The organism is Pseudomonas sp. COW5 (genome assembly GCF_026240005.1).
Classification (GTDB): domain Bacteria; phylum Pseudomonadota; class Gammaproteobacteria; order Pseudomonadales; family Pseudomonadaceae; genus Aquipseudomonas; species Aquipseudomonas kribbensis.
The window spans coordinates 4,930,313-4,947,473 of record NZ_JAPHVP010000001.1 but is presented as its reverse complement, the minus strand read 5'-3'; the positions used below and the strand labels follow the sequence as shown (position 1 = coordinate 4,947,473).

14 protein-coding genes are annotated in these 17,161 nt (G+C 61.4%); 5 read left to right on the top strand and 9 right to left on the bottom strand.

Annotation, left to right across the window (positions count from 1 at the left end; translation table 11 throughout):
- Positions 1 to 28 precede the first annotated feature (28 nt).
- The gene (locus OQ248_RS22655; protein WP_085711476.1) at positions 29 to 892 is read left to right on the top strand and encodes a universal stress protein; all 864 of its coding nucleotides are present in this window, start codon (positions 29 to 31) and stop codon (positions 890 to 892) included.
- 120 nt (positions 893 to 1,012) lie between these two features.
- Here the strand turns inward: OQ248_RS22655 and OQ248_RS22650 are convergent, their stop codons facing one another.
- Complete coding sequence (locus OQ248_RS22650; protein WP_065260613.1) at positions 1,013 to 1,483, bottom strand: DUF1289 domain-containing protein; 471 nt, start codon at positions 1,481 to 1,483, stop codon at positions 1,013 to 1,015.
- Positions 1,484 to 1,951: 468 nt separating this feature from the next.
- Here OQ248_RS22650 and acnB point away from each other — a divergent pair, with 468 nt between their 5' ends.
- Positions 1,952 to 4,561: a bifunctional aconitate hydratase 2/2-methylisocitrate dehydratase gene (acnB, locus tag OQ248_RS22645; protein ID WP_134826535.1), complete on the top strand. Its 2,610-nt coding sequence runs from the start codon at positions 1,952 to 1,954 to the stop codon at positions 4,559 to 4,561.
- A gap of 67 nt (positions 4,562 to 4,628) precedes the next feature.
- On the opposite strand, the gene OQ248_RS22640 is transcribed toward acnB, so the two are convergent.
- From OQ248_RS22640 to OQ248_RS22620, 5 genes are all read right to left on the bottom strand, one after another.
- Positions 4,629 to 6,248 carry a SulP family inorganic anion transporter gene (locus OQ248_RS22640; RefSeq protein ID WP_265814072.1) on the bottom strand — a complete coding sequence of 540 codons (1,620 nt, stop codon included), beginning with the start codon at positions 6,246 to 6,248 and terminating at the stop codon, positions 4,629 to 4,631.
- A gap of 28 nt (positions 6,249 to 6,276) precedes the next feature.
- Positions 6,277 to 6,894 carry a ParB-like protein gene (locus OQ248_RS22635; protein WP_114883813.1) on the bottom strand — a complete coding sequence of 206 codons (618 nt, stop codon included), beginning with the start codon at positions 6,892 to 6,894 and terminating at the stop codon, positions 6,277 to 6,279.
- A gap of 136 nt (positions 6,895 to 7,030) precedes the next feature.
- On the bottom strand, positions 7,031 to 8,311 hold the full coding sequence (locus OQ248_RS22630; RefSeq protein ID WP_265814071.1) for an HAAAP family serine/threonine permease: 1,281 nt from the start codon (positions 8,309 to 8,311) through the stop codon (positions 7,031 to 7,033).
- A 256-nt stretch (positions 8,312 to 8,567) separates the two neighbouring features.
- The gene (locus OQ248_RS22625; protein WP_167443778.1) at positions 8,568 to 8,738 is read right to left on the bottom strand and encodes a hypothetical protein; all 171 of its coding nucleotides are present in this window, start codon (positions 8,736 to 8,738) and stop codon (positions 8,568 to 8,570) included.
- Positions 8,739 to 8,786: 48 nt separating this feature from the next.
- Positions 8,787 to 8,981: a hypothetical protein gene (locus OQ248_RS22620; RefSeq protein WP_085732020.1), complete on the bottom strand. Its 195-nt coding sequence runs from the start codon at positions 8,979 to 8,981 to the stop codon at positions 8,787 to 8,789.
- A 273-nt stretch (positions 8,982 to 9,254) separates the two neighbouring features.
- Between OQ248_RS22620 and OQ248_RS22615 the strand changes: the two genes are divergently transcribed.
- The 3 genes from OQ248_RS22615 (at position 9,255) to OQ248_RS22605 (ending at position 11,490) form a co-directional block, all read left to right on the top strand.
- Positions 9,255 to 9,638 carry a tautomerase family protein gene (locus OQ248_RS22615; protein ID WP_265814070.1) on the top strand — a complete coding sequence of 128 codons (384 nt, stop codon included), beginning with the start codon at positions 9,255 to 9,257 and terminating at the stop codon, positions 9,636 to 9,638.
- Between the two features lie 219 nt (positions 9,639 to 9,857).
- Complete coding sequence (locus tag OQ248_RS22610) at positions 9,858 to 10,382, top strand: cysteine hydrolase family protein (protein ID WP_265814069.1); 525 nt, start codon at positions 9,858 to 9,860, stop codon at positions 10,380 to 10,382.
- A 139-nt stretch (positions 10,383 to 10,521) separates the two neighbouring features.
- Entirely contained in the window at positions 10,522 to 11,490 is a 969-nt protein-coding gene (locus OQ248_RS22605; protein ID WP_119427306.1) for a 2-hydroxyacid dehydrogenase, read from the top strand.
- Here the strand turns inward: OQ248_RS22605 and tssA are convergent.
- From tssA to OQ248_RS22590, 3 genes are read right to left on the bottom strand one after another with little or no spacing between them, the layout of a single operon-like run.
- On the bottom strand, positions 11,487 to 12,569 hold the full coding sequence (tssA, locus tag OQ248_RS22600) for a type VI secretion system protein TssA (protein ID WP_265814068.1): 1,083 nt from the start codon (positions 12,567 to 12,569) through the stop codon (positions 11,487 to 11,489). The genes OQ248_RS22605 and tssA overlap by 4 nt on opposite strands.
- Positions 12,566 to 16,387, bottom strand: coding sequence for a type VI secretion protein IcmF/TssM N-terminal domain-containing protein (locus OQ248_RS22595; protein ID WP_265814067.1), 3,822 nt, complete (start codon positions 16,385 to 16,387; stop codon positions 12,566 to 12,568). The genes tssA and OQ248_RS22595 overlap by 4 nt, the downstream gene beginning before the upstream one ends.
- Complete coding sequence (locus tag OQ248_RS22590) at positions 16,384 to 17,148, bottom strand: DotU/TssL family secretion system protein (RefSeq protein WP_265814066.1); 765 nt, start codon at positions 17,146 to 17,148, stop codon at positions 16,384 to 16,386. Before OQ248_RS22590 ends, OQ248_RS22595 begins: the two co-directional genes overlap by 4 nt.
- Between the last annotated feature and the right edge of the window lie 13 nt (positions 17,149 to 17,161).

Here is a 17,161-nt window from a genome sequence, read left to right as displayed (position 1 = left end):
GTGCCTTTTCATTGCTGGAGACTCACTCATGCAAGCCATTCGCAGCATTCTGGTGGTCATCGAACCCGAACACGCGGAAAGCCTGGCGCTCAAGCGCGCCAAGCTGATCGCCGGGGTGACCCAGGCCCATCTGCACCTGCTGGTCTGCGACAAGAAGCACGATCACGCCGGCATGCTCAGCGTGCTCAAGGCCGCGCTGTTGGCGGACGGCTACAGCGTCACCACCGAACAGGCGTGGAACGAGAGCCTGCACGAAACCATCATCGACGTGCAGCAGGCCGAAGGCTGCGGGCTGGTGATCAAGCAGCATTTCCCCGACAGTTCGCTGAAAAAAGCCCTGCTGACGCCGGCGGACTGGAAACTGCTGCGCCACTGCCCGACCCCGGTGCTGCTGGTGAAAACCTCCGCCTCCTGGAAAGACCGAGTGATTCTGGCAGCGGTCGACGTGGGCAACGCCGATGGCGAACACCGTCACCTGCACACCACCATCATCGACCACGGTTATGACATCGCGAGTCTGGCCAAGGGGCATCTGCACGTGATTACCGCCCATCCGTCACCGATGCTCTCGGCCGCCGACCCGACCTTCCAGCTCAAGGAAACCATCGAGGCGCGCTATCGCGAGCAATGCCGGGCGTTCCAGGCTGAATTCGATGTCGATGACGAGCATTTGCATGTCGAGGAAGGCCCGGCGGATGTGCTGATTCCGTTCATGGCGCACAAACTACAGGCGGCGGTGACGGTGATCGGCACCGTGGCGCGCACCGGGTTGTCAGGGGCGTTGATCGGCAATACCGCCGAAGTGGTGCTGGATGCGCTGGAGAGTGATGTGCTGGTGCTCAAGCCGCAGGAGGTTGAAGACCATTTGGTGGAGTTGGCGGTCAAGCATTAAGCGTTGCGGCGTTTGTCATGTCCCCTTCGCGAGCAAGCCCGCTCCCACAGGAGAATGCATTGCAATTGCGCGATTGCATTCAACATGTGGGAGCGGGCTTGCTCGCGAAGCTTTTGACCTTCAGTCGCCGAGGGCATCCTTCAGGAAACCCGGTGCGATATAGCGCTGGTAGTGCGCTTCCGACAGCAGGAAAAATTCCCGATCAATGGCATCGCGCAGTTCCGGCAGGTTCCAGTCACGAAACTCCGGCAGCAGCACCATTCCGTAGGCTTCCAGATTAATGATCACCCGCGCGCCCCGGGCGATCAGCTGGTACGCCCAGCAATATTCCGACTGATGCGGTACGAAGCGGATTTTGCGCTGTTCCAGCTGCTGGCGCAGGCGCGCCGGATCGAAGACCTCGACCTTGCTCGCCATCACTTGTGACAGCAATTGCTCAAGACGCAGCCACACCGCGCGCTTTTCCTCCTCGTTGTAACCGTTCCAGTGGATCACTTCGTGGTGGAAACGCTTGCAGCCACGGCACACCAGATCACCGTAAACAGTGGAGCAGAGGCCGACGCAGGGGGTCTTGATGGTCTGATTGGGCATAAATGGGCAGAACACTTGAAACGCGGAACAGGTCGGCATGTTAGCCCTTTGTCCGGCATTCATCACCCCTCAAACGTCAGGGACAAGCGCTGGATCGGGGTTTGGCCTGCCGGCGCACAACGCCACCAAAGTCCAATAGAGCCCGACTTACCTTTAAATTTTTTTTGCCGTAGAATCAGCCAGCCTTTTTAGGCGCCAATGTCCGTTAGAAGCTGTTTTCAAAGCGTCACGAGCACAGTCGTTCCTTCAGAGCGGTGTTGGCGAAGGGTTTTTCCAGCGGGGAAAAGCCCAACGCCAACCCTCATCAGCTCCCCGTTCTGCAGGCGTAAAACTTTGAAAGCAGCTTCTGTAAGGAATTGCCGGTAATTCTGGCCGAACGACCCACAACGTCGTGAGGAGCATGAGTACGGCAATTTCGGGATGAGCGTCCCGGACACCCATTTGGGACCACTGATGAGGGTAATAACTGTGCTTGAAGCCTACCGCAAACATATCGAAGAGCGTGCAGCACTGGGTATCGTTCCCCAGCCGCTTAACGCCGAACAAACTGCAGGCCTGGTCGAGCTGCTGAAGAATCCTCCGGCTGGCGAAGAAGCTTTCCTCGTTGACCTGATCACCAATCGCGTACCACCAGGAGTGGACGAAGCCGCCTACGTCAAGGCCGGTTTCCTTTCCGCACTGGCCAAGGGCGAAGTCTCCTCCCCTCTGCTGGACAAGAAACGCGCTGTAGAACTGCTCGGCACCATGCAGGGCGGCTACAACATCGTGACTCTGGTCGAACTGCTGGACAACGCCGAACTGGCGCCAGTGGCCGCCGAAGAACTCAAGCACACCCTGCTGATGTTCGATGCCTTCCACGACGTGGCTGAAAAAGCCAAGAACGGCAACGTTCACGCCAAGGCCGTGCTGCAATCCTGGGCTGACGGCGAGTGGTTCAAGAAGCGCCCTGTGCTGGCCGACAAGATCAGCCTGCGCGTCTTCAAGGTCACCGGCGAAACCAACACCGACGACCTGTCCCCTGCTCCAGACGCCTGGTCGCGTCCTGACATCCCGCTGCACGCCCTGGCCATGCTGAAAATGGCCCGTGACGGCATCGTTCCGGACGAGCAAGGCAAGACCGGCCCGATGAAGCAGATCGAAACCATGCGCGGCGAAGGCTTCCCGATCGCCTACGTCGGTGACGTGGTCGGTACCGGTTCCTCGCGTAAATCCGCGACCAACTCGGTCCTGTGGTTCTTCGGCGACGACATCCCTTACGTGCCGAACAAGCGCGGCGGCGGCTTCTGCTTCGGCAGCAAGATCGCTCCGATCTTCTACAACACCATGGAAGATGCCGGCGCACTGCCTATCGAGTTCGACGTATCGAACATGAACATGGGCGACGTGATCGACCTGTACCCGCACGCCGGCAAAGTCTGCAAGCACGGTACCGACGAAGTCATCACCACCTTCGAAATGAAGACCCCGGTTCTGCTGGACGAAGTCCGCGCCGGCGGCCGTATCCCGCTGATCATCGGCCGTGGCCTGACCGAGAAGGCTCGCGCCGAACTGGGTCTGCCTGCGTTCGACCTGTTCAAGAAACCTGAAGCACCGGCCGAAAGCACCAAGGGTTACACCCTGGCGCAGAAAATGGTCGGCAAGGCCTGCGGTCTGGCAGAAGGCAAAGGCATCCGTCCTGGCACCTACTGCGAACCGAAGATGACCACCGTAGGTTCTCAGGACACCACCGGTCCAATGACCCGTGACGAACTGAAAGACCTGGCGTGCCTGGGCTTCTCCGCTGATCTGGTGATGCAGTCCTTCTGCCACACCGCGGCTTATCCAAAGCCGATCGACGTGACCACCCACCACACCCTGCCTGACTTCATCATGACCCGCGGCGGCGTTTCCCTGCGTCCGGGCGACGGCATCATCCACTCGTGGCTGAACCGCATGCTGCTGCCGGACACCGTGGGTACCGGTGGTGACTCGCACACCCGTTTCCCGATGGGTATTTCGTTCCCGGCCGGTTCCGGTCTGGTCGCGTTCGCCGCTGCCACCGGCGTCATGCCGCTGGACATGCCGGAATCGATCCTGGTGCGCTTCAAAGGCAAGATGAAACCTGGCATCACCCTGCGTGACCTGGTTCATGCCATTCCTTACTTCGCCATCCAGAACGGTCTGCTGACCGTCGAGAAGAAAGGCAAGAAAAACGCCTTCTCCGGCCGCATCCTGGAAATCGAAGGCCTGGAAGGTCTGACCCTGGAACAGGCGTTCGAACTGTCCGACGCCTCGGCCGAACGTTCGGCTGCCGGTTGCACCATCAAGCTGTCGAAAGAGTCGATCACCGAGTACCTGCAGTCCAACATCACCCTGCTGCGCTGGATGATCGGCGAAGGCTACGGCGATGCGCGTACCCTGGAACGTCGTGCTCAAGCGATGGAAGCCTGGATCGCCAACCCTGAGCTGATGGAAGCCGATGCCGACGCCGAGTACGCCGAAGTCATCGAAATCGATCTGGCCGACATCAGCGAGCCTGTACTGTGCGCGCCGAACGACCCGGACGACGCCCGTCTGCTGTCCAGCGTTGCTGGCGAGAAGATCGACGAAGTGTTCATCGGTTCGTGCATGACCAACATCGGTCACTTCCGCGCTGCCGGTAAACTGCTGGATCAGGTCAAGGGTCAGCTGCCAACCCGTCTGTGGCTGTCGCCGCCGACCAAAATGGACGCTCACCAACTGACCGAAGAAGGCTACTACGGCATCTACGGCAAGGCCGGCGCCCGCATGGAAATGCCAGGCTGCTCGCTGTGCATGGGTAACCAGGCACGCGTCGAGCCGAACAGCACCGTGGTGTCGACGTCGACCCGTAACTTCCCGAACCGTCTGGGCGACGGCGCGAACGTCTACCTGGCTTCGGCCGAGCTGGCGTCCGTTGCTTCGATCCTGGGTCGCCTGCCGACCGTCGAGGAGTACATGGAATACGCTGGCAAGATCGACAGCATGGCGGCCGATGTTTACCGCTACCTGTCCTTCGACCAGATTGCCGAGTTCCGTGAAGCTGCTGCGAACGCCAAGATCCCTGTCGTTCAAGCCTGACGCTGCAACGCAATGAAAAACGCCGCCCATCGCGAGATGAGCGGCGTTTTTTTATGCCTGTGAAAACTCATGCATTCAGCTTGAGTGCCTGCTGTACCGCCTCGTCCACACTCAAGCCGCTCAACAGCACCTGCTCGCGTTCCAGCGCCGGCAATTGCGCCAGCACGGTCTGCGCCTCATGCTTGAGGCGCGCCAGAATCAACAGTTTGTCCTCGGCCCGCACCTGCAGGAAGAACGCCTCCAGCGCTTCGATGCTGGTGCCGTCCAGATCCGGCGACTCTTCCAGACTCAGGATGATCGTGTGCACCGCTGCCGGCGCATGCCGAGCCAGCCGCAGCGCGCCACCGAGAATCCGTTCCACGTTAGCGAAAAACAGTGCCTCGCTCGGACGCACGATCAGCACGCCGGGGATTTCCCGGGCATCCGGATGGCGCTGCACGTCGACGTAATCGTGACCGCCGCCCATTTGTCCCAGCACCTGAATATCCGCCGAGGACATCTGTTTGAGCATCAGCACCACGCTGATCGCCACTGCCAGCAGCAAACCGTCGAGCACGCCCAGCACCAGCACCGCCGCCACCGCGCAGATCACCAGCAAGCGGTCACGGCGCCAGATGAAGTAGCGGCCCAGCGGTTGCAGACTCAACGCACGTCCCAGCGCGTGAATCACGATCGCGGCCAGCACCGGTTCCGGAGTCAGGGCGATGTACGGCAGCACGGTCAACACGATCAGCAACACCACCGCCGCCGCGACAACTCCCGCCAACCGCGATGTCGCCCCCGCCGCTTCATTGGCCGAAGTCGCCGAATACCCGGCCCCGGCGGGCATGCCGTGAAACAGGCCCGACAACAGATTGGACGCGCCAAGGGCCAGCAGGTCGCGGTTCGAGGACACCCGGTCGCCGTGTTTCAGGGCAAACGAGCTGATCGAGCCATAGGACTCGGCATACAGAATCATCACCATGGCAAACGCCAGCTCGCCGAGTCGCAGCCAGTCGGCAAACGGCATGTTCGGCAGCTGTGGCATCTCCAGCGCCAGGTCGATGACTCCGATCAGCTTCACGCCGTAGGCCGGCAGGTTCAGCCATTGGCTGGCGGCAATGCCCAATGCGACAACAATCAAGCCACCCGGCACCCGGCGAAAACGGGCGCAGACCATCAGTACCAGCAACGCCACCAGCGCTACTCCAGCGCCTGCCAGATTCCATTTCGGCCACTGCTCGATCAACTGCGGCAGAAAGCGAACCAGGTTGCTTTCAGTCAGGTGGACATCGACGACGCTCGCCACCTGCTTGAGGATGATCGTCACCGCCAGTCCCAATGCGAAGCCACGCAACACCGGTTTGGCGATGAAGGATGTCACGCTGCCGAGCTTGAACAACCCCGCCAGCAGAAACAGCACCCCGGTCATCATCACCAGGCCGACCGCCAGGCTCAGGCGCAATGCCGGATCGCCACTGGCCAGCGAAGCCGTCGCAGCCGCCAGCACCGCCGCCGATGACGACGTGGCCGAGACCACGGCAAAGCGGCTGGTGCCCATCAACGCGTAACACAGCAGCCCGGCGAATAACGCGATTACCCCGGCCTGCGGTGGCAACGCGGCAATGCTGGAATACGCCACGGCCTCGGGCAGTAACAGACCGGCAATCGACAACCCGGCCAACAGGTCCTGGCTACGACTTTGCACTTCGGGTCGGGAAGCGGCACTCAGAGGTTCAGTTGACAATCGGACCCACCCACCCTGGCAGATACCGAGCTTCCTGACTGCGGGCCAGATTCATGGCTTTGGTCTGCAATTTGGGACTGAGGTCGTTGATCTGATCACTGGCAATGCGGCTGCGAAAGAAATCCGCCCAGAGAAACTCGCTGTAGGGCGTGGCGTCCTTGGCGTAGCCACCGGCCCGGCGCAAGCGTCCGGCGAGGCTGCGATAAGGGTCGTCCTGCAGATCGGCAATGGATTTGGGAATGGCTTCAAAGGTGCGCCGGACACCGCGCCCGTCGTAGGGGTGCGCCCACTGGTTGAAGTTCATCACGTTCCAGAAGGTTACCGTGTCGACAAACGAAAGATCCTTGAGCACCAGCAAGGAGGCCTTCTTGACCTCTTCCTCGATCAGCGCAAGACCAAAGTGATGGTGATCGACGATGTAATAGACACCTTCAGGCCCGAGCACACTGGGGAACCAGTGATTGTCCAGCGCTGCCGCCCGCTCCTTGCGTTTGAGTTTTTTCCATTCCTGACGCTTGTCGGCGACTTCGGCGAGGCCGACCGTGAGCTGGGTGGGATGGAGTTTTTCCAGTTTGGCGCTGATCAATTGGGGTCGTGCACGGGGCATGAGGCATCTCCGGGGAAAAGTGCCTTTCAAGCGTAGCCGTTTATGCCTTGGGATGTGTGCCCTGGATCAGGCACTGAGGGGTCTTGCAAAAGCGGGGGCGAATCGCTCGCCCCCGTCTGGAGCTGCTGGCCTGGAATCAGGCGGTCAGCGAGTAGATCAACGCCGAAATTGCCACCAGGCCTACGGCGGTGACAAACACGTTCGACGCCTGACCGCGATAGCGCGCCATGGCCGGTACCTTGCGGATCGCGTACATCGGCATCAGGAACAGGATCGCCGCGATGACCGGGCCACCGATGGTTTCGATCATGCCGAGAATGCTCGGGTTCAGGGTCGCCACGATCCAGCACACCACCAGCATGAACGCTGCAACGATGCGATCCAGCGCCTTGGCGCCCGGGCGCTTGCCGCTTTTCACGATCAAGCCTTTCAGGCCTTCGCTGGCACCGATGTAGTGGCCGAGGAACGACTTGGAGATGGCCACGAATGCAATCAGCGGCGCGGCGAACGCGATGGTCGGGTTGCTGAAGTGGTTGGCCAGGTACGACAGGATCGACAGGTTCTGCGCCTTGGCTTCAGCCAGTTGCTCCGGCGACAGGGTCAGCACGCAACTGAAGACGAAGAACAGCACCATCACCACCATCAGCAGGTGGGCGCGGGACAGGATCTGCGAGCTGCGTTCGTCGGCGTGTACGCCGTAACGACGCTTCTGGTCCACCGCGAACGCCGAAATGATCGGCGAGTGGTTGAACGAAAACACCATCACCGGAATCGCCAGCCACAGCGTGTGCAGCAGCGCCGACGGCGCCGGCACCTGCGAAGCGGTGCTCAGGATGCCGCCGTTCCAGTGCGGAATCAGGTACACGGCGAGGAACAGCAGCGCGACGATGAACGGATACACCATCAGGCTCATGGCCTTGACGATCACCTGCTCGCCGCAACGAACAACAGCCAGCAGGCCGAGGATCAGCACGAACGACAGCAGCGCGCGCGGTGGCGGCGTGATGTGCAGTTGGTGTTCGAGGAAGCTGGCGACGGTGTTGGTCAGGCCAACGCTGTAGATCAGCAGGATCGGGAAGATTGCGAAGAAGTACAGCAAGGTGATCAGCGCACCGGCCTTGATGCCGAAATGCTGCTCCACCACCTCGGTGATGTCGGCGCCTTCGCGACCGGAGAGCACAAAGCGGGTCAGGCCGCGGTGCGCGAAGAAAGTCATCGGGAATGCCAGCAGCGCGAGGATCACCAGCGGCCAGAAGCCACCCAGACCTGCGTTGATCGGCAAAAACAGGGTACCGGCGCCGATGGCCGTCCCGAACAGTCCCAACATCCAGGTAGTGTCATGGCGATTCCAGCTCGAAAGTTGCGCTGGTGCTGCCGTTTCAAAGCGTTGTTCGACGCTATTGGCCTGATCATTCATCCGGTCGGATCTCCGCATTCCGGTCACTTGCCACTCGGTCAGGACGCGTCGGAAAAAACCGACAGACATGCTCCGGCCGAAACAGGGGCGCGATTCTCCGCGATAAATGAGCGGAAGCAAAGACTTAGCTGAGGAATGGTTGTACGGAGCAGATTGGAAGGTTGTCGCTTTTGGGAAAATAGCTGTCGGCACCAGATACGTAAAATGTCGTTTTATGACACGTTCTGGCGCCGAATGCGCCATGGGGAGAACCCGATCAAATCGATCGGGCCAACATGAAGCCAAGGGACATGCAAAAGATGCCCAGACCCAGCAAGCCCCAGATCGGGCGCATTTCTTTCCTGTTTTTGATCCGTATTTTTTCGGCCCACTCATCGTGTTCCCGTTCCAATTGTTCCATTCTGGCTTTGGCGTCATAGGTGCTCATGTTGATTTCCTTTTGGGTCATGTGTCTGAAGATGGCGAAAACGAACGCTCAAAACCTGAAAAAGACGCCAGCCAATGCCGCGCTTGCCGTTAACACGCCGGCCACTACCGCGACTGGATAAAAATACGTCTCCCATTTCAGCTTCTTTTCTTCAGCCAGAAGCTTTTGCCGTTCAGCCACAAGTTTTCGCGTTTCGTTATGCAGCCTGTCGAGTTCCAGGTTTTCACGGTTGTTCTGAAGCATTGGCCTTCCTTGGCTGATGGCAATTTCCGTCCAGGCCTACGTCCCATCCTGAAGAGCGCGTCCTGTCCTGCTCTCTATGGTTTCGTGCTTCACATCTCGCCGTATAGCGGATAAATCCGGCAGCACTCGTAGGCAACATCCGTAAATTCAGCAGGACGCGGGCATCCGTTTCCAAACGTTTTTAAACAACCTCACAGATTGGCATTTTCAGCTATACCCAATGGCGAACCGACTGACAGCCCCTTCCCGTCCCCTTCCCCATGGAGCCCTCCCATGCCCCTCGTCCGCGTCGAACTCAAGAAACGCCCCGACCCGATCTTCGCCAAACGCGTCGGCGAGCAGATCTACGCCGCCATGCGCAGCACGATCAATGTGCCGGAGCACGACAACTTCCAGATCCTGGCCGAGCACGACGGCGAGCATTTCGTCTTCGATACTCAATACTTGGGGATCCAGCGCAGCGACCAGTTGGTGATCATCCAGATCACCCTCAATGAGGGCCGGACGCTGGAGCAGAAAAAGGCGCTGTACCAGACCATCGCCCGGAACCTGAACACGCACCTGTCGATCCGTCTGGAAGATGTGTTCATCAATCTGGTCGAAGTGAAAAAAGAAAACTGGTCATTCGGCAACGGCATCGCCCAGTACGCCAGTTGATGCATCTGTTGACAGTCCGCTGACGCCGCCAGCATGATCGGCCCCATGAACCTTTGCGCGCTGCACCTCACCCGTACCACCACGACCGCCACCGGCGGGTCGTGGTGTTTGCGCCTGAGGTAAAACCAGCGCAGCAAACCCGAGGCCCCGCCAGCAATGGACGGGGCCTTGCTGTTTCTCCCGTCCGTGCGGCACGTTTGGTACCCAAGGAGAAACACCATGTCCGCAGCACTGTTGATCATCGATATGCAGGTCGGCCTGTTCCAGGGTCAGGAAAAACCCCACGACGGCGAACGCATGCTCGCCAACATCCAGCACTTGATCGCTCAGGCGCGCCACCGCCAGGTGCCGGTTTTTGCTGTTCGCCACACCGGCCCGGCCGGCTCGCCGATTGCCGCCGGCAGTGCGTTCTGGCAGTTACTGCCTGCGCTTGAGCTGGATGGCGCAAACGCCACCCTCTTCGACAAATCCCGCCCCAACGCCTTCCACGGCACCGACCTGGCCCGGCAACTCAACGCCGCGAAAATCGAAGACCTGTACATCGTCGGCATGAAAACTCAGTTCTGCATCGACAGCACCTGCCGTGCCGCTGCCGAGCTGGGCTTCAAGCCATGGCTGGTAGCCGATGCCCACACTTGCATGGACACCCCCGCACTGCCGGCCCGGGCGATCATCGAGCATCACAACGCAACCCTCGGCGCGGCGTTCGTGCGGTTGATCAACACCGCCGACATCGCCTTCTGACGAAGCGCCCGCGCACTCCCCGCATCAGCTCCTACACTGGCTGGTGCGGGGCAATGTCGGCCATTGCCAAACCGCTCTGCAATCAGCACTCTGACACGACTTTCGCGACCGACCCGCCGACGATCACAGGAGCCGAGCAATGCCCGCCACCGTTCTGGTACTGGTTGAAACCATCAATGACTATTTGCCCATTCTTGAACGACAGGGCTTTCACCTGATTCTTGCCCCGACTCCCGCCGAACGCGCCCAGGCCATTGCCACTCACGGCGCACGCATCGACGCGGTGCTCACCCGTGGCCCGCTGGGTTTGTACGCCGAAGAAATCGCCGCATTGCCTGCGCTGAAAATCATCTGCGTGATCGGCGCCGGCTACGAACAAGTGGACCTGCAAGCCGCCAGCAACCGGGGCCTGACCGTCACCAACGGCGCCGGCGTCAACGCCTCGTCGGTGGCCGACCATGCCATGGCGTTGCTGCTGGCGCTGGTACGCGACATTCCACGCTGCGATGCCGCGGTGCGCCGTGGCGAATGGCCGAAGATCATGCGCCCGTCCCTGGCGGGCAAGCGGCTGGGGATTCTCGGCCTCGGCGCGGTGGGCATGGCCATCGCCAAACGCGCGAATCTGGGTTTCGACATGGAGATCAGCTACCACAACCGCCAGGTGCGCAACGACGTGCCCTACACCTTCTGCTCGACCCCGACCGAGCTGGCGCGGGCCTCGGATTTTCTGGTGGTGGCGACGCCCGGCGGCATCGGCAGCCAGCATCTGGTGACCCGCCCCGTGCTGGACGCTCTGGGGCCCAAAGGCTTTATCGTCAATATCGCCCGCGCCAGCGTGATCGCCACGGCGGACCTGATCACGGCACTTGAGCAACGGCGAATTGCCGGCGCCGCACTGGACGTGTTCGACCACGAACCACGGGTTCCGGACGCACTGAAAACCCTGAGCAACGTGATCCTCACCCCCCACGTCGCCGGGCTGTCACCGGAAGCCACCCAAGGCACCGTGGAACTGGTGGGGAAAAACCTGGTGGCGTTCTTTTCCGGAGAACCGGTGCTGACGCCGCTGACATTGCCGCCGAAACAGAACAACCAGCGCGTGCACTAAAGTACGCCGAGCAACGTCCACAGCCGTCGCGATTCGGCGTCGGCCGAGATCAGCTCGCCGAGCAGTTCACTCAACGGCTTGTTGCCCCACTCCACCCCGCGCCGGATCAGGTACGGCACGGGGCTGTGGGGCTCGGTGCGGGCCAGGTATTCGGCAATCAGCAGCAATTGCCGATAGGCCTCTTCACGGCTCGCCGGCTCACGAAAGACCTGCGCCGCCACGGCGGCTTCCTCGACCGGTTGCGCCTCCAACACGGGGGCTTCGACGGGTGCGACCGGCGCCGGCTTTTGTGGGTGCATGGCGATGAACTCCTGAACCAGTTTCAGCAGCGCTTGAATGATCTCCTGCAAGGGCTGCAGACCCGGCCCCTGATCACCGAGGTACGTATCGCTCCAGGCGTTCAGACGTTGCAGGTGTTGTTGGCTCAGCAGCAGATTGCCCTGTTGGCGCAGCCAGAACGCCAGCGGCGTGGCGCGCACCTGTTCGCTGAGCTTCTTCTGTTCATTGCGTGCGGCCTCCGCTGAAATCTTTGCATTCTTGCTGTCGTTGACCTGTACCTGCTGCACCTGCAAACGGCGCCAGGTTTCCAGGTTGCAGGCCTCGAAATCGCTGTTGTGCGAGCCGAACAGCGGCACCCGGGTCAGCAGCACTTCACTGTACCGACGCACCAGCCACTCCAGCGGAATCACCCGCCATGACTGATCGCCCTCCTCGGCCTGCGGATGCAGTTGTTCGGGATAGCGCTCACACAATCCGGCGATCAGCGCCAGGCTGCCGGGCAATCCGTCCAGCCCTTGAAGATGCAGCCAGGCCTCGCCGAGCCAGGCACTGAGCATCAGGTCCTTGCTGCGCTCGATAAGCAGCGTGGTGGTGAGTGTTTCCACTGCGGGCCAGTTCGCCTGTTTCAACGTCGATTGCCAGACCCCGGTCGGCAGGCTCGCATCGTCTTCACGGCGCAGGTCGCGCAATTGATCGAACTCGCGTTCGTAACGCAGATCCACACCACAAGGCGCATCAGGGCTGATCGGTGCGAGCAACTGATCGATCAGGTCGGGCAAGGTTGCAGATGGCAGGCTCACAGGCCCTCCTCGCGGGATTCAATGGCGGCGGTGGTGCCGGTCACCTGGAACGGCGAACGCGGCGCCCGGGTCGGCAACGGCGGAATCGCCAACGGCAGTTTCGAGCCCTGACTCATCAACGACAGGCGCACAAACATCCGGGTGAACTCCGTGGTCACGCTGTCGTTCAGCGCAGTGACCGGCAGGCGCAACGTCAGGGGAAAATCCGTGTAATCCATGCTCGGCTGGCGCTGCACCGAGAAGTGCGCGCGCATCAGCCGCAGCAACGACCATGGCCCGCCATACTCCCAACCGGCCTCCAGGTCCCGCACCACCAGGTTCGGTTGCAGCGGATCGTTGACCGGGCGCTCGCGGCCGTTGCGCGCCCAACGCAGGGTCAGGCGGATCGGCTGGCCAACCATCCAGCGCAGGTTCGGCTGCTCGGCGGCGGGATAGTTGATTTGCTGACTGCCCGCCAGCAAGCCCCCGGCGATCACCTGATCGGCACCGCGCTCATCATCACGATCAGTGCGCCAGCGAACGTCCATCTCGACACCGAGGATGCCGCTCTTGTCACGCACGAACAGCGGGGTCAGCCACAGGCTCGCCTGCTTCAAACGGTTGAGAAAATCCTCCGCCGCCAGACGTTCCGGAGTCTGGCTCAGCACCAGTCCGGCCTGGGCCACCGGCAGACGCTTGTCGATGATTTCCAGAAAATGCTGCACCCGCGCCGGGTCCGCATCCTGCGCCTGCAAACCGTTGGCAAACGGAAAGCGATCGGCCAGGTACTGATTGAAATAGTTGGCCAGTTCATTCCACGCCGCTGCTGCCTGCTGTTGTTGCAGGTACTGGCAACGCTGCATGGCCGACTGTTGCAACTCCACCGCACGCATCGCCAGCGTGCCGCGCCCGCCTGCGAGATTGGCGGTCTGCAACACCTGCACGCAGGAGCCGGTGTCCATCTCGATGAAATCACGGCTGACCAGTTGCTCGATCTGCGCCGGCGAACTGGCCGGGTTCGAGTCCTTGTACTTGAGCAGTTCGTCGTTGAGCGCGCTGAACTGGGTCACCCGTTCGTAATCCAGCGCCGACAGATTGCCCTGCTGGGTCATCAGCCACTGCAATGCCGATGTGCGCCGCTCGGTGATGCCGAGCATGGTGTTGAATTGTTGCTTGAGGCTCAGCTTCAGATCCTGCACATCGCTGGCGCCGTACAGTTGCAGACCGAGGTTTTTCGAGCCGTCCCACTGACTGATTTCAGTCCGGCCACCGAACAGCGGTTGCGCGGTGATTTCATCCAGACCGTTGACGATCTGCGCCATGGCACGGCGATTCAGCGCGCCTTGCAGACGCGCCGCCAGATCGCTGCGATGGACCTCGACAAACGCCTTCTGCAAAGCCATCGCCTGCTCGGCCTGCACATTGAACACAGCGTAGGGATGCGTCTGGTCGTTGTGATCTTTCAGGCTCAGCCACATGGCCTGCGCCGCCGCACCTTCTGCCGCTTGCAGCAATGCCTCGCGATAAACCGGCGGGATGCGCGGCAGTTCTTCGGCGACGTAGCTCTTGTAGCTGGTGAAGTAGTTGAGTGAAGTATTGAGGTCGTCGCCATCGACGGTCTGGCCTTGCAGGTTGACGTTGTCTTCGGTGGCGCGCATCGCGATGGACACGAAGTCGCGCTTGAACAACGCCTGCACCGCGTTATTGAGCTTCACCACCTGATCCTGCAATGCCAGTTGCCCGCTGCCCTGCTGCACCAGCAAGTTGCCGCGCGAACCGACCTGGGCGATCCACTGATCACGGAAACTCTGCTGCAGCTTGCCCGCCTGCGCATCGAGTTGTTGCTCAACCGCCGGCCCGAGCAACGTGCTCTTGCGCACCTTGTCGAGAAATTCGCGGTAGCCCGGCACCAGTTCCTGGCCCTTGCCGCGACTCCAGGTCGAATTGGTCAGGGCGATCGCCGCTTGCAGGTCATCGATCAGCGCGCGCAGGTCTTCCAGCTCGCTGAGGCTGTTGCCACTCCCGGCCTCAAGCTGTTCCAGGTGCAGCTTGAGGTAGCCGGCCTTGCTGACAAAATTGTCGGCCAGGAAATACTGATCGAGCCAGCGCTCCATCAGCCCGTTGAAGTTGTTGACGATCAGCGGTCGCTCGACGCTCAGATCCAGCGCCTGCAAATCTCCATTGTCCCCTGCCGCCAACAGCCGATTGTAGTAAGCGGCGTGGGGCACCGTCGCCGCATTGAGGTTGAGCGACAGCGCGTTGTTGCTCAGTTGCACCAGATCGTCCAGCGGTGCCCGCTGATTGTTCTGCACCTCGGCGAACAACTGGTTCTGCTGCTCCAGGCGCAGCGCCCGGTCCACCAGGTCCGTGGCTTTCTGGTAGTTCTGCCACTGGGCCGGGTCTTCGCTTTCGACGCTGTTGCGCCGATCCGTCGCGCGGATCGCCTTGAGCTTCGCCAGCTCCGCCACCAGCAATTCATGCAGCGGCTGGATCATATGACGCTGGGCGGCCTGGAACACCGCCCGTTCGATCTTCACATCGACAGAAGAAACCCACGATGACGGAAACGCCAGCGACACGTAGTGCCAGTGCGGTGCCTTTTCCAGCACCCGCCAGAAGCTCTGCACATTGCGCCGGGTCGGCTCGACGCGGTGGGCGTCATCGGTGACCGTGACGTAACTCTTCTGCGCGCCCTGCATCAGCCGCGCCAGCTCATGGGCATCCTTGACCGACTGGTTCCACACCCAGAACATCGCCAGTGCCCAGACGACCCCGACCACCAGCGCTACGCCGGCCGTCAGCCGTTGCCAGCGCTGACGCAAGCGCAACAGACGCGGCACCCCCTGTGCCAGACCACGCTCGCCCACCAGACGCTGGCGCCACAGCTGACGCATGAACACGCTGCGCTGCAGGCCACTGTCATCGGCGCTGAAGCCGTCCAGTGCGTCGTCGGCCGGTTGGTTGGCGCTGAAGTACACGCCGCGAAAACACGGAGCCTCACCCTGAGCGTTGCCCTGGAACACCGGTTCCAGCACATTCTGCAGACCCCGTCGCAGCGTTTCGAGACGCTCTGGCAAGGCGTACAGGTCCGCGGTCAACTGCCCGGACAACGTACCGAGTTCAATTACCGCTTCGGCGACGGCGCGGTGCAGGCGATCCAGTGCCTGATCGCTCCATTGACCCTGCCACACCGCATCTCGCGCAAACGGCGATGACCAGCCCAGGGTGCGTTCGCGTGCCTCATCCGGCAGCGAACTGATCAGGTCCTGAAACCCCGGCAATTCCTCAAGACCGGTGACGATCACGTATACCGGCACGCTCAAACCAAAACGTTGCAACAGGTCGATGAAGCGCCGGCGCGCCGCAAGACCCAACTGCGTTGCCTGCTCCAGATTGCCCAGGCGACTGACCGGCACGGTCCAGATCACCCCGTCGAGCGGACGCTTGCTGCGCAGGCGCAGGATCAGTCCAAGCAATCGCCACCAGCCGCCCCGTTGCAAATGCATGCCGTCTTCCGGCAGAAACAGGCCTTGGGGCACCACCAGCACCGCCCCTTCAGGGTCAGACCACCAACGGCCGAACCAGGCCGGCTTGTCGGTGGGTTGCAGGCGCCATTCGGTCACCAGTTGCGTGCCCTGGACCTCATCGCCGAGCATCAGCAGCCATGGCAATTGATAGCGATCGTGAGTGCCCTGTTCTTGCTCCATGTGCCGCACCGCAAGATAGAAACTGCGGATCGCCGCACCGCTTCGAGTGCGCAGCCACCACACCGCCACCCCGACGATCACCAGCAGCAACAGCACCGCGACCACCCACGCGACGATCGTCAAGGTACTCATGAGTCTTGCTCCCGCGCCGCCATCGAGTCGGTGGTTTGCAGCACCGGCTCCAGTTCGGAACGAATGTCACTCCACAAGAACTGGCCGACCCCGGTCAGCAACAGCACCATCGCCAGAATCCCCAGCGCCAGACGAAAGCCGTCCGGCAACGCCGTGCGCACCGGCAGTTGCAGCGGTGCGGCCAGCGAAGGTTGTACCAGGCGCTGGCTGACATCGTCGTAACTGGCCTCGTCCTGCCAGGCAAAGGTGAACAGCGCCAGCCGCCACTTCTCCAGTTGCGCCTGGCTATGCTCGCCGCGCAGACGTCCGTGGAAACCGAGAATCAGGCATTGCAGATAAACGTTGGCGAGGTCGCGTGTAGTGGGTTGCTGCTCATCGAGAAGAGTCTGGATCGCCGCCGGCAACTGCTCACCCGCCTGCCGACTGGAGTAGAGGCGCGATTCCAGGGGTTTTTCCTGCCAGGCGCCCTGGCCCGGCCATGGGCTGAACAGCAGCGTTTCATCGACCAGCGCAACGAAGGCATACACCAGCGCCTTGACCTGTTCGGTCGCCGAGTCGCCGACCCGCGAAAACGCCGTGCGCCACAGCCGTTGTGAAGCCTGGGTGGACAGCTCGACCACGGTTTCGACCAGCGCCGCATCGTCCTCGATATCCTTGGGCAACTGCGTCCAGTCCAGTTGCCATTGCTGCCACGTCTGACGGAACGCGCTGCTCAACGGTGCGTCCTGCAACCCAAGGCTTGCGGCACTTCCTTGCGACATACGGCGTTCCTTG